The 14668-nt window shown below is 57.4% G+C and carries 15 protein-coding genes and 1 pseudogene; 8 read left to right on the top strand and 8 right to left on the bottom strand.

The annotated features are described in order from the left end of the window. Positions 1-18: 18 nt before the first annotated feature. A complete protein-coding gene (gene zipA / locus ACOI6Z_RS00705; protein WP_065812246.1) occupies positions 19-1077 on the bottom strand; it encodes a cell division protein ZipA in 1059 nt (352 codons plus the stop codon). A 230-nt stretch (positions 1078-1307) separates the two neighbouring features. Between zipA and cysZ the strand changes: the two genes are divergently transcribed. The 5 genes from cysZ to crr all read left to right on the top strand — a co-directional run bounded on the left by cysZ (position 1308) and on the right by crr (position 6176). Next, positions 1308-2069 (top strand): sulfate transporter CysZ, encoded by a 762-nt coding sequence (gene cysZ / locus ACOI6Z_RS00700; RefSeq protein ID WP_065812245.1) that lies wholly within the window; start codon positions 1308-1310, stop codon positions 2067-2069. A 173-nt stretch (positions 2070-2242) separates the two neighbouring features. After that, the gene (gene cysK / locus ACOI6Z_RS00695) at positions 2243-3214 is read left to right on the top strand and encodes a cysteine synthase A (RefSeq protein ID WP_023290592.1); all 972 of its coding nucleotides are present in this window, start codon (positions 2243-2245) and stop codon (positions 3212-3214) included. 380 nt (positions 3215-3594) lie between these two features. After that, the gene (gene ptsH / locus ACOI6Z_RS00690) at positions 3595-3852 is read left to right on the top strand and encodes a phosphocarrier protein Hpr (protein WP_002913505.1); all 258 of its coding nucleotides are present in this window, start codon (positions 3595-3597) and stop codon (positions 3850-3852) included. A 44-nt stretch (positions 3853-3896) separates the two neighbouring features. After that, positions 3897-5624, top strand: a complete 1728-nt coding sequence (gene ptsI, locus ACOI6Z_RS00685) for a phosphoenolpyruvate-protein phosphotransferase PtsI (RefSeq protein WP_004201998.1) — start codon at positions 3897-3899, stop codon at positions 5622-5624. Positions 5625-5666: 42 nt separating this feature from the next. Next, positions 5667-6176: a PTS glucose transporter subunit IIA gene (crr, locus tag ACOI6Z_RS00680; protein WP_000522253.1), complete on the top strand. Its 510-nt coding sequence runs from the start codon at positions 5667-5669 to the stop codon at positions 6174-6176. Positions 6177-6216: 40 nt separating this feature from the next. On the opposite strand, the gene ACOI6Z_RS00675 is transcribed toward crr, so the two are convergent. Next, entirely contained in the window at positions 6217-6456 is a 240-nt protein-coding gene (locus ACOI6Z_RS00675) for a hypothetical protein (RefSeq protein ID WP_044524307.1), read from the bottom strand. Next, positions 6453-7319 (bottom strand): pyridoxine/pyridoxal/pyridoxamine kinase, encoded by an 867-nt coding sequence (pdxK, locus tag ACOI6Z_RS00670; RefSeq protein ID WP_023290594.1) that lies wholly within the window; start codon positions 7317-7319, stop codon positions 6453-6455. Before pdxK ends, ACOI6Z_RS00675 begins: the two co-directional genes overlap by 4 nt. An 82-nt stretch (positions 7320-7401) precedes the next feature. On the opposite strand from pdxK, the gene ptsJ reads away from it, so the two are divergent. Then, the gene (gene ptsJ, locus ACOI6Z_RS00665; protein ID WP_065812244.1) at positions 7402-8700 is read left to right on the top strand and encodes a transcriptional regulator PtsJ; all 1299 of its coding nucleotides are present in this window, start codon (positions 7402-7404) and stop codon (positions 8698-8700) included. A gap of 163 nt (positions 8701-8863) precedes the next feature. Then, positions 8864-9259, top strand: a complete 396-nt coding sequence (locus ACOI6Z_RS00660; RefSeq protein WP_023290596.1) for a YybH family protein — start codon at positions 8864-8866, stop codon at positions 9257-9259. Here ACOI6Z_RS00660 and cysM read toward each other — a convergent pair. From cysM to cysP, 5 genes are all read right to left on the bottom strand, one after another. After that, a complete protein-coding gene (gene cysM, locus ACOI6Z_RS00655; RefSeq protein WP_044524311.1) occupies positions 9256-10167 on the bottom strand; it encodes a cysteine synthase CysM in 912 nt (303 codons plus the stop codon). The genes ACOI6Z_RS00660 and cysM overlap by 4 nt on opposite strands. Positions 10168-10285: 118 nt before the next feature. Then, positions 10286-11380 (bottom strand): sulfate/thiosulfate ABC transporter ATP-binding protein CysA, encoded by a 1095-nt coding sequence (cysA, locus tag ACOI6Z_RS00650; protein ID WP_044524313.1) that lies wholly within the window; start codon positions 11378-11380, stop codon positions 10286-10288. Continuing rightward, a complete protein-coding gene (gene cysW, locus ACOI6Z_RS00645; protein WP_004201990.1) occupies positions 11370-12245 on the bottom strand; it encodes a sulfate/thiosulfate ABC transporter permease CysW in 876 nt (291 codons plus the stop codon). Before cysW ends, cysA begins: the two co-directional genes overlap by 11 nt. Beyond that, entirely contained in the window at positions 12245-13078 is an 834-nt protein-coding gene (gene cysT / locus ACOI6Z_RS00640; protein WP_002913626.1) for a sulfate/thiosulfate ABC transporter permease CysT, read from the bottom strand. Before cysT ends, cysW begins: the two co-directional genes overlap by 1 nt. Next, positions 13078-14094 carry a thiosulfate/sulfate ABC transporter substrate-binding protein CysP gene (gene cysP / locus ACOI6Z_RS00635; protein WP_065812243.1) on the bottom strand — a complete coding sequence of 339 codons (1017 nt, stop codon included), beginning with the start codon at positions 14092-14094 and terminating at the stop codon, positions 13078-13080. Before cysP ends, cysT begins: the two co-directional genes overlap by 1 nt. A 200-nt stretch (positions 14095-14294) precedes the next feature. Here cysP and ACOI6Z_RS00630 point away from each other — a divergent pair. Next, positions 14295-14659 (top strand): annotated as a pseudogene (locus tag ACOI6Z_RS00630) (DUF559 domain-containing protein). The last annotated feature ends 9 nt before the right edge of the window (positions 14660-14668 follow it).

The following is a 14668-nucleotide window of genomic DNA, read 5'->3' as shown; positions in this document are numbered from 1 at the left end:
TTGAGATAACGCGGGACGTCAGGCGTTCGCGTCTTTCACTTCGCGAATACGATCCTGGTATTCACGCAGTTTTTGCGGCGTCATCATGCGACGCTGATCGTCAAGCACCACGCCGCCCACTTCATCGGCGATATACTGCGCAGACTGCAGCATCAGCTTGAAGTTCTGCAGTTCATCACCGTAGGAAGGGACCTGCATAAAGATAGTCACCCCAGGGGTCATCATATCCGCCATGCTGTCCGGATTGAAGGTCCCCGGCTTCACCATGTTGGCCAGACTGAACAGTACCGGGCCGCTGCCGTCCGGGCTCAGATGGCGGTGGAAAATATTCATTTCACCAAACTTGAACCCGGCCTGCTGGATGCTATTGATAAGCACCTCGCCGTTAAGCTGCGCGCCATGGTGCGCGGCAACGTTCATCACGATGACCGTCTCTTTACGCTCTTTCGGCTGGGGCGCTGCAGGCTGCTGCGGCTCTGTCGGCTGCGGTTCAGCAACCGCGGGCTGCGGCGCGGCAACAGGCTGGGGCGCAGGCTGCTGCGGAGCGGCCGGTTGCGGCTGGGCGACGGTCGGGGTCACCGGCTGCGGCGCGACAGGCTGTTGCACAGCAGGTTGCGGCTGGTGTTGCGGCTGCGCGGGCGGCTGCGCGGGTTGCGGCTGTTGCCAGCCAGGCTGCGGAGCTGCATGCGGCGCAGACGGTTGTCCCTGCGGTTGTGCCGGGGCCTGGCGCGGCGGCGCCTGACGAACCGGTTCCTCAGGACGCACAGGCTGCTGCATCTGGCGCTCGTAAGGCGGCTGGTACTGGTGCTGCGGCGCCTGACGAGGGGCTTCATGCTCCCCATGCGCGCCGTGCGGAGCGTGAGTCACCGGATGAACGCGGACTTCACCTACGCCTTCAACATTATCATCAAAGTCGTCGTTTTCCGACTCATCGTCGCGCGACTTCATACGTTTCAGTGGGCGATCGCGAAACATCGAAGAACGTTCTTTACGGCTGGTCCAGAAACCATGTACCAGTAAAGCGATTATGGCGATCGCGCCAACAATGATTAATATCAGACGCAAATCCTGCATCATTATATTCTCTGTTGTTCTAACACCTTGCCACCACGGCAAACATTTACTCACTAAGAGTATTTGCCGATTACCTCAAGTGCAAGTGCGTCGGTCGCTTTCACCACATAAAGATGAACTAAATCGTGCTTTTTGCTGTTTTTTCGAACATTTCCTAACTGGTTATTGTCTGACGACCCGATAAAATAAGCGAGCATTCACACTGGATGTTCAAAAAGGAGCAATGCCTGGCTATGGTTTCATCATCCGCACCGACCCCGCGTAGCGGCGTATACTACTTTTCGCAGGGCTGGAAACTCATCAGGTTGCCGGGCATACGTCGTTATGTCTTCCTGCCTTTACTGGTTAACGTGCTGTTGATGGGCGGTGCTTTCTGGTGGCTGTTTACCCGTCTCGACAGCTGGATCCCTTCGCTGATGAGCCATGTGCCTGACTGGCTGCAGTGGCTAAACTACCTGCTGTGGCCGGTGGTGGTGCTGTCGATCCTGCTGGTGTTTGGCTATTTCTTTTCTACTATTGCCAACTGGATTGCCGCCCCGTTCAGCGGCCTGCTGGCGGAACAGCTGGAAGCGCGTCTGACTGGCGCCACCCCGCCGGACGTCGGCATTTTTGGCATCATGAAGGATATTCCGCGCATCATGAAGCGTGAGTGGCAGAAGCTGGCCTGGTACCTGCCCCGCGCCATCGTGCTGTTGCTGCTCTACTTTATACCCGGCGTTGGCCAGACGGTGGCCCCGGTACTCTGGTTCCTGTTCAGCGCATGGATGCTGGCGATTCAATACTGCGATTACCCCTTCGATAACCACAAGGTCCCCTTCAGGACCATGCGCGAAGCGCTGCGCAGCCGCAAGGTGATGAATATGCAGTTTGGCGCGCTCACCAGCCTGTTCACCATGATCCCGGTGTTAAACCTGGTGATCCTCCCGGTGGCTATCTGCGGCGCCACCGCCATGTGGGTCGATTGCTATCGCGACAGACACGCCAGCTGGAAGTAACAGCAGCACCTCCCCTGGAGCGGCGAGAGCCGCTCCTTATATCTCACTTATTCCTTCTTGATCATCATTATTTCCCTTCCGCATATAGATATGCTAAATCCTTACTTCCGCATATTCTTTAAGCGGGTATGCTGATGCCGTACCCCCAAATTTCATACAGTTAAGGACGGGCCATGAGTAAGATTTTTGAAGACAACTCCCTGACTATCGGTCATACGCCGCTGGTACGACTGAACCGCATTGGTAACGGCCGTATCCTGGCAAAGGTAGAATCTCGTAACCCGAGCTTTAGCGTAAAATGCCGTATCGGCGCCAATATGATCTGGGATGCTGAAAAGCGCGGCGTGCTGAAACCGGGCGTGGAACTGGTCGAACCGACCAGCGGCAACACCGGTATCGCCCTCGCCTACGTGGCGGCGGCTCGCGGCTACAAGCTAACGCTAACCATGCCGGAAACCATGAGCATCGAGCGTCGTAAGCTTCTGAAAGCGCTGGGCGCCAACCTGGTGCTGACCGAAGGCGCCAAAGGCATGAAAGGCGCCATTCAGAAAGCGGAAGAGATTGTCGCCAGCAACCCGGAAAAATTCCTGTTGCTGCAGCAGTTCAGCAACCCGGCTAACCCGGAAATCCACGAAAAGACCACCGGCCCGGAAATCTGGGAAGACACCGACGGTCAGGTGGATGTCTTCATCTCCGGCGTAGGTACCGGCGGTACGCTGACCGGCGTCAGCCGCTACATTAAAAACACCAAGGGCAAAAAAGATCTGTTCACTGTCGCGGTTGAACCGACCGATTCGCCGGTTATCTCCCAGGCGCTGGCGGGTGAAGAGCTCAAGCCGGGCCCGCACAAAATTCAGGGCATCGGCGCCGGCTTCATTCCTGGTAACCTGGATCTGAAGCTGGTGGACAAAGTGATCGGCATTACCAATGATGAAGCGATCTCCACAGCACGCCGCCTGATGGAAGAAGAAGGCATCCTCGCGGGTATCTCTTCCGGGGCCGCCGTTGCCGCGGCGCTGAAGCTGCAGGAAGATGAAGCCTTTACCAATAAGAATATTGTGGTTATCCTGCCTTCCTCGGGTGAGCGTTATTTAAGCACCGCACTGTTTGCCGATCTCTTCACCGAGAAAGAACTGCAACAGTAGTGCCAGCTTGTAAATAATGTGTAAAAAAGCACCTTTTCAGGTGCTTTTTTGTGGCATACGTCAAAGTTTTACCCCTCCTGGCATTGATTCACCTCGTAGGGTCTGGTATTTAACCAGCACATTTATTTTGATGCGCGAAATTATTCAGAAGAGGATTTCCGCCAGCTGAATCGATTTTATGATTTGGTTCAAGTCTTCCTTTCGCGGCATAATGTTTAATGACGTGCTAGACGTCAATGGCCCGCAGGTCTTCGCAGCGCCAGGCGCTGCCGACGCCAAGGCCGGAAACGTAACGCCGGCGCTAACAATACAGGCTAAAGTCGAGTCGTTAGACTAGACTTTAGGTCCACAACACTAAACCTATAAGTTGGGGAAATATAATGTTCCAGCAAGAAGTTACCATTACCGCTCCGAACGGTCTGCACACCCGCCCTGCTGCTCAGTTTGTTAAAGAAGCTAAAGGCTTCACTTCTGAGATCACTGTAACCTCCAACGGCAAAAGCGCCAGCGCCAAAAGCCTGTTCAAACTGCAGACTCTGGGCCTGACCCAGGGCACCGTAGTAACCCTCTCCGCGGAAGGCGAAGATGAACAGAAAGCGGTTGAGCATCTGGTTAAACTGATGGCTGAACTCGAGTAAGTTCACGGGTTCTTTTTCATATCAGTCACAAGTAAGGTAGGGTTATGATTTCAGGCATTTTAGCATCCCCGGGTATCGCCTTCGGCAAAGCACTGCTGCTGAAGGAAGATGAAATTGTCATCGACCGGAAGAAAATTTCTGCCGATAAGGTTGATCAGGAAGTCGAACGTTTCCTGAGCGGCCGCGCCAAGGCCTCCGCCCAGCTGGAGGTCATCAAAACCAAAGCTGGTGAAACTTTCGGTGAAGAAAAAGAAGCCATCTTCGAAGGGCATATTATGCTGCTGGAAGATGAGGAGCTTGAGCAGGAAATCATAGCCCTGATTAAAGATAAGCATATGACTGCCGACGCGGCAGCCAATGAAGTTATCGACGGTCAGGCCACTGCCCTGGAAGAGCTGGACGATGAATACCTGAAAGAACGTGCGGCTGACGTACGTGATATCGGTAAGCGCCTGCTGCGCAACATCCTTGGTCTGGCCATCATCGATCTGAGCGCGATTCAGGATGAAGTCATTCTCGTCGCCGCCGATCTGACCCCGTCAGAAACCGCACAGCTGAACCTGAAAAAAGTGCTGGGTTTCATCACCGACGCGGGCGGCCGTACCTCCCACACCTCCATCATGGCGCGTTCCCTCGAACTGCCGGCCATCGTGGGCACCGGCAGCATCACGGCGCAGGTGAAAAACGGCGACTATCTGATTCTCGACGCGGTGAACAACCAGGTTCTGATCAACCCGTCTAACGAGCAAATTGAAGCACTGCGTAATCTGCAGGCTCAGGTTGCGGAAGAAAAAGCCGAACTGGCGAAACTGAAAGATCTGCCGGCGATTACTCTCGACGGCCATCAGGTTGAAGTGTGCGCCAACATCGGTACCGTTCGCGACGTCGAAGGTGCTGAGCGCAACGGCGCCGAAGGCGTAGGCCTGTATCGTACTGAATTCCTGTTCATGGATCGCGACGCGCTGCCAACCGAAGAAGAGCAGTTTGCGGCTTATAAAGCGGTGGCTGAAGCCTGTGGCTCTCAGGCCGTTATCGTGCGTACCATGGACATCGGCGGCGACAAAGAGCTGCCGTACATGAACTTCCCGAAAGAAGAGAACCCGTTCCTCGGCTGGCGTGCTGTGCGTATCGCGATGGATCGTAAAGAGATCCTCCGCGATCAGGTTCGCGCCATCCTGCGTGCCTCCGCTTTCGGTAAGCTGCGCATTATGTTCCCGATGATCATCTCTGTTGAAGAAGTGCGTGCGCTGAAGAAAGAGATCGAAATCTACAAACAGGAACTGCGTGACGAAGGTAAAGCATTTGACGAATCCATTGAGATCGGCGTGATGGTGGAAACACCGGCTGCGGCGACCATTGCTCGTCATCTGGCCAAAGAAGTTGATTTCTTTAGTATCGGCACCAATGATTTAACGCAATATACTCTGGCAGTTGACCGTGGTAATGATATGATTTCACATCTTTACCAGCCGATGTCACCGTCTGTACTGAATCTGATTAAGCAAGTTATTGATGCTTCTCACGCTGAAGGTAAATGGACTGGCATGTGCGGTGAGCTTGCGGGCGATGAACGTGCTACACTTCTGTTGCTGGGTATGGGGCTGGACGAATTCTCTATGAGCGCCATTTCCATCCCGCGCATCAAGAAGATTATTCGTAACACGAACTTCGAAGATGCGAAAGTATTAGCAGAGCAGGCTCTTGCTCAACCGACAACGGACGAGTTAATGACGCTGGTTAACAAGTTCATTGAAGAAAAAACAATCTGCTAATCCACGAGATGCGCGGCCCAAATTACTGCTTAGGAGAAGATCATGGGTTTGTTTGATAAATTGAAATCTCTGGTTTCTGATGACAAGAAAGACACCGGAACTATTGAGATTGTTGCTCCCCTCTCCGGTGAGATCGTCAACATTGAAGACGTGCCGGATGTGGTTTTTGCGGAAAAAATTGTGGGCGATGGAATTGCCATCAAACCGACCGGCAACAAAATGGTCGCGCCGGTAGACGGTACCATTGGTAAAATTTTCGAAACCAACCATGCGTTCTCTATTGAATCTGATAGCGGCATCGAGCTGTTCGTTCACTTCGGTATTGATACCGTTGAACTGAAAGGCGAAGGCTTCAAGCGTATCGCTGAAGAAGGCCAGCGCGTGAAAGTCGGCGACCCGGTTATCGAATTCGATCTGCCGCTGCTGGAAGAGAAAGCCAAGTCGACCCTGACTCCGGTGGTTATCTCCAATATGGACGAGATCAAAGAGCTGATCAAACTGTCCGGTAGCGTGACCGTGGGTGAAACCCCGGTAATCCGCATCAAGAAGTAATATCTGCTGCATAAAAATGGCGCCGAAAGGCGCCATTTTTTTATATCGCGTGGGTCACCGGCTGATAGCATTTTTCGCGGGATAAGATACGCAATCCTTCCGGAGTGCTCTCCAGAATTCGCCGCTCGCTGTCAGAGACCAGCAGTTCACACTGATATCCACCGGCCAGGCCGAACAGCGACCGCGCCACGCAGGCATCCTCCAGCGCCGCCTCCCCTGAAGTATCAAAATGACCAACAATGCGTCCCTGCTGACGGATTACTAATCGATAGCTTTTCATCTCTGTTTCTCCAGCGGAGGCAGGATCAGTTCGTCACATCCCTGCGCGGCAGTCCAGTTCATCACCTCCAGCACGCGCTGGGCGGCTGCCTCCGTCGCAGCACCCAGCGCCAGGCCGGAAAGCAACCCGCTCACCAGCTCGGCGCAGAACAGATCGCCGGTACCCTTTAAATCCGTCTCCACCCGCGGGTGAACCACCACCTCCACCGCATCGGCCGTCACCACCAGCACATTGATCGTCGAATCAGCCTCTCCCGGCGCGCTGGTGATCACCACCCATTTGAGGCTGTCCGACAGCAGGCTACGCGCCGCGGCGACCGCCTCCGGCTGATTGCGACAGCGCTGGCCGCTCAGCGTCTCCAGCTCAAACAGATTAGGGGTGATCCCTTGCGCTAGCGGCAGCAGGTGCTGACGATAGGCGTCCGGGATCTCGGCCTTGACGTAGATACCGCTGTCGACATCGCCAATCACCGGATCCACCAGAATACAGAGATCGGGATGGCGGTCGCGGACCCGCGTCAGCCACTGCGCCAGACGTTCAATTTGCACGGCGTTGCCCATATAACCGGTGGTCACCGCACGCAGTTCGCGCAACGCGTCGCGCTCCTCCAGCGCCTGCAGGTACCCGACAAACCACTCCTCCGGGATAATGCCGCCATAGAACGTCTCATAATGGGGCGTATTGCTGAACAGCACCGTCGGCACCGCCAGCACGCGCAGACCGTGCTGTTTAATCGCCGGTACCGCGATGCTGTTGCCGACGCTGCCGTAGACTACCTGCGACTGCACGGCGACGATATCGACTTCCGACGCCCGGCTTTTGTCGTGAAAGAGCACTGATTGTATGTCATCTTGCTGTCCCATCTTTTCTCCCCCCGCTGGACAGCGGGTCACGCTCTGATTATGATTCGTCCTATGCTAAATTTCATTTTGTCATAGGTCAATAATGTTTGCCGGAAAAACCGCCAGCGATATCTTCGATCATATCCGCCATCTGGTGCAGAGCGGTGGCTTGCAGCCCGGAGAGGTTCTGCCGCCGGTCCGCGAGCTCGCCAGCCAGCTTGCGGTGAATCGCAATACCGTCGCCGCCGCCTATAAACGGCTGGTCACCTCCGGGCTGGCCGTCAGCCAGGGACGGAACGGCACAGCTATCAAAGCACGGGATCCGCTGCCGGCGCTGGAAGGCGGTGACCCCACGACGCCGCTGAACGATCTTTCCAGCGGCAATCCGGACCCCGCCAGGCTGCCTGATTTACCACGCTATCTGGGCCAAATTGCCCGCACGCCCCGCCTGTATGGCGATGCCCCCATCGAGCCGCGGCTAGGAGAATGGGCTGAGGCATGGTTTGCCAGGGAGATAACCGTTCCCTTTGCCCTGAATCTCGCCAGCGGGGCGATTGACGCGCTGGAGCGTCTGCTGTGCGCCTTGCTGCTCCCCGGCGACGGCGTGGTGGTTGAAGATCCCTGTTTTCTCAGCAGCATCAATATGGTGCGTTACGCTGGCTTTACCCCCTGCCCGGTGGCGGTGGATGCCGAGGGGATGGCTCCAGACGGGCTGGAGGAGGCGTTACGCAACGGCGCGCGGGCGGTGATCTTGACCCCGCGCGCGCACAATCCTACCGGCTGTAGCCTGACGGAAACCCGGGCGCATGCCCTGCGGGAGGTGCTGGCCCGCTATCCGCAGGTGCTGGCGATCGTCGATGACCACTTTGCCCTGCTGTCGGCCACGCCCTGGTTTTCTCCTTTGCCAGCGAGCACCCAACGCTGGGCGGTGGTGCGTTCGATGTCAAAAACCCTCGGGCCAGACCTGCGGCTGGCTTTTATCGCCAGCGATGTCGACACCTCCTCCGCGCTGCGTCTGCGGCTTAACGCCGGCAGCCAGTGGGTCAGCCATCTGCTGCAGGATCTGACGCTGGCCTGTCTCACCGATAAGGCGTTTATCGCCTCGATGACGGAGACCCGCCGTCACTATCGGCAACAGAATGAGAAACTGGCGGCAGCGCTGGCCCGGCACGGCGACAGTCATGCTGCGCCTGGCGATGGCCTCAATTTCTGGCTGCCGCTGCCAACGGCGAGCCAACCCTACGCCTTACGCCTGGCCCGGGCCGGCTGGCTGGTCCGCGAGGGGGAGGTGTTTGGCATCCGTACGCCCTCCCACGGGCTTCGCCTGTCGCTGGGCCGCCTGAGCGACGCTGAGATTGCCCGCCTGGCGGCCGATATAGCCCAGGTGTTAAACGCCCCCTGACGCAGGCAGTGCGCCGAACGCATCGGGGAGGGATGGCAGCTGTCGACAAGTTACTGAAAAATTAAACGAAAACTGGCGTAGTCTTACCTGCATGACCGGAACGTCGAGACGGATACAACGCTCTCGGTGGCTGATAAATCGCTCACAATAAGGAGCACCAGAGATGCATCACATTGACCTGACGCTAAAAACAGTCATTGAGGCCTGCGACCGCGCTATCTCGCAGGAAGATTACGATACCCTGATGGGCTATTACGCGGAAGACGCCGCGCTGGTCGTCAAACCGGGCATGGTGGTCAGAGGGAAAGAGAATATCCGCAAAGCGTTTATCGCCATTGCCGACTATTTCCAGCACCGGCTGATCGTGACTCAGGGGAAAATGGAGGTCATCGAGGGCGGCGGCAATGCGCTGGTGATTATGGAGACCCGGCTGGATATCCCGACGGCACAGGGGATAACACAGGTTACGCGACGCGCAACCTATGTCTTTCAGAAGCAGGGCGAGCGCTGGCTGTGCACCGTCGATAACTCCTACGGCACCGACCTGCTCGATGATTAAATACCCGCCCCCTGGCTAAAGTGTTCCTCGCCGAACACGCCGGTGGAGAGGTAGCGATCGCCGCGATCGCAGACGATCGCCACCACCACCGCGCCTGGGTTTTCGCGAGCGATACGTAACGCCCCGGCTACCGCGCCGCCAGAGCTGACGCCGCAGAAAATGCCTTCCTGTACCGCCAGCTGACGCATGGTGTTCTCGGCATCCTGCTGATGAATATCCAGCACCGCATCCACCAGCGAAGCGTTAAAGATCCCCGGCATATACTCTGCCGGCCAGCGGCGTATCCCGGGAATACTGCTGCCCTCCTCCGGCTGCAGGCCGACAATGGTCACCGGTTTACTCTGTTCGCGCAGAAAACGTGACACGCCGGTAATGGTGCCGGTGGTCCCCATACTGGAGACAAAGTGGGTGATACGCCCCGCGGTCTGCTGCCAGATTTCCGGCCCGGTGGTAGTGTAGTGGGCGTAGGGGTTGTCCGGGTTGTTGAACTGATCGAGCAGTTTGCCCTCCCCGCGCTGAGCCATCTCCAGGGCCAGGTCGCGGGCCCCCTCCATCCCTTGCTCTTTGGTGACCAGGATCAGCTCGGCGCCATAGGCGCGCATCGCGGCCCGGCGCTCCTGGCTCATGTTGTCGGGCATCAGCAGCTTCATCCGGTAGCCTTTCAGCGCGGCGATCATCGCCAGCGCGATACCGGTGTTGCCGCTGGTCGCTTCAATTAGCACGTCGCCGGGCTGAATTTCGCCCCGCTTTTCCGCTTCAACGATCATCGACAGCGCAGCGCGATCTTTCACCGAACCGGCTGGATTATTGCCTTCAAGTTTGACCCAGATTTCGCTGCCATTGTCCGGCCCCAGACGCTGAAGCCTGACCAGAGGGGTATTGCCGATGGTGTGTTCGAGTGTATTCACGATTTTTACTCAATAAAAAAGCCGGGCGGCGCTTCGCTTACCCGGCCTACCAGACGCATGATAATTCCAGACCGGGTAAGCACAGCGTCACCCGGCAAAAGCACATGGATTTAAGCTATCAGGCCGACTGCGCCAGAGCAAGCTCGCCGCGCGGCTCGATACGCTCGGAACCGTTGTACAGGCGCGCGTTTTGCAGCCCGACGAACAGCCGTTCTCCGCGGGACGGCGCCTCATCGCCCGTTAACACTACGCTCAGCGGTTCGTCATACCACCCCAGAGGCTGGACGACTAATTGGGTGTAGTGGCCTTTCGGGCTGGCCTCCAGGACCTGCACCGGCAGCGGCGAATCCAGGCTGGTTCGGCGGCTGATGTCCACTTCCCACGGACGCAGGAACAGATCCACCGGCCCCTGGTAAGCCGGGGTATAGCCTAACGGCCAGCGGTGAGCGCCAACGTGGAACTGTCCGCCGCGGATAACCCCCTGCAGGCGATTCACTTCCCCCATGAACTCCAGCACGAAGCGGGTCGACGGCTCACGCCACACGCGTTCAGGCGCATCGGCCTGTTCGATGTTGCCCTGGCTCATCACCACCACCCGGTCGGCAACTTCCATCGCCTCTTCCTGATCGTGGGTGACGAACACGCTGGTAAATTTCAGCTCTTCATGCAGCTGACGCAGCCAGCGGCGCAGCTCTTTACGCACCTGCGCATCCAGCGCGCCGAAAGGTTCATCCAGCAGCAGAATTTGCGGCTCTACCGCCAGGGCGCGCGCCAGCGCCACGCGCTGTTTCTGACCACCGGACAGCTGCGCCGGATAGCGATCCGCCAGGTGAGCCAGTTGCACCATCTCCAGCAGTTTGGTCACTTTGGCTTTAATCGCCGCGGCGTTGGGTCGTTCGCGGCGCGGCAGCACGGTCAGGCCAAAGGCGATGTTATCGAACACCGTCATATGGCGGAACAGCGCATAGTGCTGGAAGACGAAGCCCACTTTACGGTCGCGGGCGTGCATCCGGCTGACGTCGGTACCGTGGAAGCGGATATGACCGCTGGTCTGATGCTCCAGCCCGGCGATAATCCGCAGCAGGGTCGTTTTCCCGGAGCCGGAAGGCCCCAGCAGCGCAACCATTTGTCCGGAAGGGATATCCAGCGAGATATCATTCAGCACCTGGGTGCGACCAAACGATTTCTTAATATTGGCAATCTCAATGCTCATGATTTCCCTCCTGTTGCGCGCGTTTTTCCTGATTGGCCAGACGCCATTGCAACATACTCTTTAAAAACAGGGTCAGAATAGCCATTAACGTCAGCAGGGCCGCGGCGGTAAACGAGCCGACGGTGTTGTAATCCTGCTCCAGTAATTCAATTTGCAGCGGCAGCGACAGGGTTTCTCCGCGGATCGAACCGGAGACCACCGACACCGCGCCGAATTCGCCGATGGCGCGGGCGTTGGTCAACACCACGCCGTACAGCAGCGCCCAGCGAATATTGGGCAGCGTCACCCGGCGGAACATCTGCCAGCCGGAAGCGCCCAGCAAGACCGCCGCCTCATCTTCATGACTGCCCTGACTCATCATCACCGGCACCAGCTCACGCACCACAAACGGACAGGTGACAAAGATCGTCGCCAGCACCATGCCCGGCCAGGCGAACATGATTTGCAGGTTATGCGCATCAAGCCAGCCGCCCAGCGGACCGTTAGAGCCGTAGAACAGCAGATAAACCAGACCGGCTACCACCGGCGAGACAGCGAACGGGATATCCAGCATCGTCAATAGCAGCTGGCGTCCCGGGAACGTAAAGCGCGTGACCAGCCAGGCCAGCAAGGTCCCGAACACCAGGTTCACCGGCACGGTAATCAAGGCAATCATCACCGTCAGCCAGATGGCGTGGAGCATGTCCGGATTGGCCAGGTTTTCCAGCACCGGCATTAACCCTTTGCTGAAGGCCTGGATAAAGATGTAAAGCATCGGCACCACGAGGATGAAGGCGGAGACCAGCATCCCGACGCCAATCAGAAACCATTTTCCCCAGTTGATGCGGGGCGCGTCGTAGCGTTTCAATTGAGTAACTTCCGCCATTAGTGACCTACCACGCGTCGACCAAAGCGACTCTGCAGGGTATTGATGGAAAACAGCAGCAGCAGTGAGGCGGCCAGGATCACCGAGGCGATGGCGCTCGCCGCCGGATAGTCAAACTCCTGCAGTCGAATAAAGATCATCAGCGACGTCACTTCCGTCTTCCACGCGATGTTGCCGGCGATAAAAATCACCGCGCCAAATTCGCCGAGGCTGCGGGTAAACGACAGGGCAATGCCCGCCAGCAGCGCTGGCGACAGCTCCGGCAGCACCACCTTGCGGAAGCTCTGCCAGCGCGTAGCGCCCAGCGTTTCCGCTGCTTCTTCATATTCCGGTCCCAGCTCTTCCAGCACCGGCTGCACGGTACGTACCACGAAGGGGATGCTGGTGAACGCCATCGCCACGGCGATACCGAGCCAGGTATAGGTCACTTTAATATCGAACTTCGCCAGCCATTCCCCGTAAATGCCGTTAACCGAAAACAGCGAAGCCAGGGTCAGGCCGGCCACCGCCGTCGGCAGCGCAAACGGCAGATCCATTAAGGCATCCAGCAGCGTGCGGCCCGGAAAACGATAGCGGGTAAGGATCCACGCCATCAGCAGGCCGAAGACGCCGTTAAAAATCGAGGCCACGAACGCCGACAGCAGGGTCACCTTATAGGCCGCCACCACCTGCGGGTTGGTGATCACATCCCAGTACTGCGCCCAGCTCATCTGCGCCAGCTGCATCACCAGCGCGCTGAGCGGTAATAACAGAATCAGACAGACAAACAGCAGGCTGGTGCCGAGGCTCAGGGTAAAGCCCGGCAGCACGCGCTTGGACGACACAGCAAACATTACTTACGCCCCGCCGCCAGCAGTTTGTCCAGTTCGCCGCCGCTGGCGAAGTGGGTTTTCATCACCTCAGGCCAGGAGCCAAACTTGTCCTCCACGCGGAACAGTTCGGTCTGCGGGAATTTATCCTTCAGCAAATCCATCACTTTCGGGTTGTTTACCCGATAGTAGTAGTCGGTAATGATGGTCTGCGCCTGCGGACTGTAGAGCCAGTTCAGGTAGGCCTTCGCCGCCTTTTCCGTGCCGTTGGCTTTGACGTTTTTATCCACCCAGGCCACCGGGAACTCCGCCAGAATGTTGGTTTTCGGGATCACCACTTCAAATCCCTGCGCCTCATACTGCTTGCGAATATTGTTCACTTCCGACTCGAAGCTGATCAGCACATCGCCCAGGCCGCGCTCGGCGAATGTGGTGGTCGCCCCGCGTCCGCCGGTGTCGAAGACTTCGACGTTCTTCAGGAACTGGGTCATAAACTGTTCGGTTTTGGCTTTATCGCCGCCGTCGGCTTTATCCGCCGCGCCCCAGGCCGCCAGGTAGGTATACCGCGCGTTGCCCGAGGTTTTCGGGTTCGGGAAGATCAGCTTAACGTCAGAGCGGACCAGGTCGTTCCAGTCATGAATGTTTTTCGGGTTGCCTTTGCGCACCAGGAAGCCCATCGTCGAATAGAACGGCGAGCTGTTGTTCGGCAGGCGGCTTTGCCAGTCGGCCGGGATCAGGTTGCCTTTGTCATGCAGGATCTGCACGTCCGTCACCTGGTTGTAGGTCACCACGTCCGCCTTCAGGCCCTGCAGGATCGCCAGCGCCTGCTTGGACGAGCCGGCGTGCGACTGCTTGATGGTCAGCTTGTCCCCGCCATTGTCCTTCGCCCACTGCTGCTCAAAAGGCGGGTTAAGGGCGGCAAACAGCTCGCGGGAGACATCATAGGAGCTGTTCAGCAGCTCCGTCGCCTGCGCCTGCGCCACCAGCAGCATGGAAGCCGCCAGCGCCAGATATCCTTTTTTCAGTGATTTAACGGCCATTGCGCACCCTTATCAAAAATGATCATTTACTGATGATCATCATATTTATAACGGGTACGAAAGGAGTAACGGTTTTATATACCGTTTGGCGATTTGGAAGTCGAAAAGGGAATAAGCACCTGGCAAAGCTTAGCTGAAAGCGGCTGGCAAATAAGGTGATGAAATCGGACGAGGAGCGAACAGCGTGGCACACTTTGTTAATGGAAAACAGCACAAATGACGCCCGGCAGTTGCGCCGCCACCTGACGCCGCAGGAGCGCCGCCTGTGGCACCAGCTGCGCGATCGCCGTTTTGCCAGCTACAAGTTTCACCGCCAGCATCCCGCTGGACCCTATATTCAAGATTTCGCCTGGTGATTGAGTTCGCCGACGGCCAGCATGACAGCCGGACTGAATACGATGCCCGGCGCACAACATGGCTTAAGCAGCAGGGCTGGACCGTTTTACGCTTCTGGAATAACAAGTATGACCGGAACGAAACCGGCGTGCTGCAGGTGATCCTGCGCACGCTCGAGGAACTCTCCCCCTCACCCCGGCCCTCTCCCTCACGGAGAGGGTTAGGGTGAGGGGAAAGC

This window comes from Klebsiella sp. C239 (genome assembly GCF_048822715.1).
GTDB lineage: Bacteria > Pseudomonadota > Gammaproteobacteria > Enterobacterales > Enterobacteriaceae > Klebsiella > Klebsiella quasipneumoniae.
Note: the sequence above shows the minus strand (reverse complement) of the source record. Positions and strands in the feature narration are given on the sequence as shown.

Bases quoted from the DNA above. Each gene is read 5' to 3' on its own strand.
- zipA (WP_065812246.1), bottom strand. From the start codon at position 1,077: ATGATGCAGGATTTGCGTCTGATATTAATCATTGTTGGCGCGATCGCC.
- cysZ (WP_065812245.1), top strand. From the start codon at position 1,308: ATGGTTTCATCATCCGCACCGACCCCGCGTAGCGGCGTATACTACTTT.
- cysK (WP_023290592.1), top strand. From the start codon at position 2,243: ATGAGTAAGATTTTTGAAGACAACTCCCTGACTATCGGTCATACGCCG.
- ptsH (WP_002913505.1), top strand. From the start codon at position 3,595: ATGTTCCAGCAAGAAGTTACCATTACCGCTCCGAACGGTCTGCACACC.
- ptsI (WP_004201998.1), top strand. From the start codon at position 3,897: ATGATTTCAGGCATTTTAGCATCCCCGGGTATCGCCTTCGGCAAAGCA.
- crr (WP_000522253.1), top strand. From the start codon at position 5,667: ATGGGTTTGTTTGATAAATTGAAATCTCTGGTTTCTGATGACAAGAAA.
- ACOI6Z_RS00675 (WP_044524307.1), bottom strand. From the start codon at position 6,456: ATGAAAAGCTATCGATTAGTAATCCGTCAGCAGGGACGCATTGTTGGT.
- pdxK (WP_023290594.1), bottom strand. From the start codon at position 7,319: ATGGGACAGCAAGATGACATACAATCAGTGCTCTTTCACGACAAAAGC.
- ptsJ (WP_065812244.1), top strand. From the start codon at position 7,402: ATGTTTGCCGGAAAAACCGCCAGCGATATCTTCGATCATATCCGCCAT.
- ACOI6Z_RS00660 (WP_023290596.1), top strand. From the start codon at position 8,864: ATGCATCACATTGACCTGACGCTAAAAACAGTCATTGAGGCCTGCGAC.
- cysA (WP_044524313.1), bottom strand. From the start codon at position 11,380: ATGAGCATTGAGATTGCCAATATTAAGAAATCGTTTGGTCGCACCCAG.
- cysW (WP_004201990.1), bottom strand. From the start codon at position 12,245: ATGGCGGAAGTTACTCAATTGAAACGCTACGACGCGCCCCGCATCAAC.
- cysT (WP_002913626.1), bottom strand. From the start codon at position 13,078: ATGTTTGCTGTGTCGTCCAAGCGCGTGCTGCCGGGCTTTACCCTGAGC.
- cysP (WP_065812243.1), bottom strand. From the start codon at position 14,094: ATGGCCGTTAAATCACTGAAAAAAGGATATCTGGCGCTGGCGGCTTCC.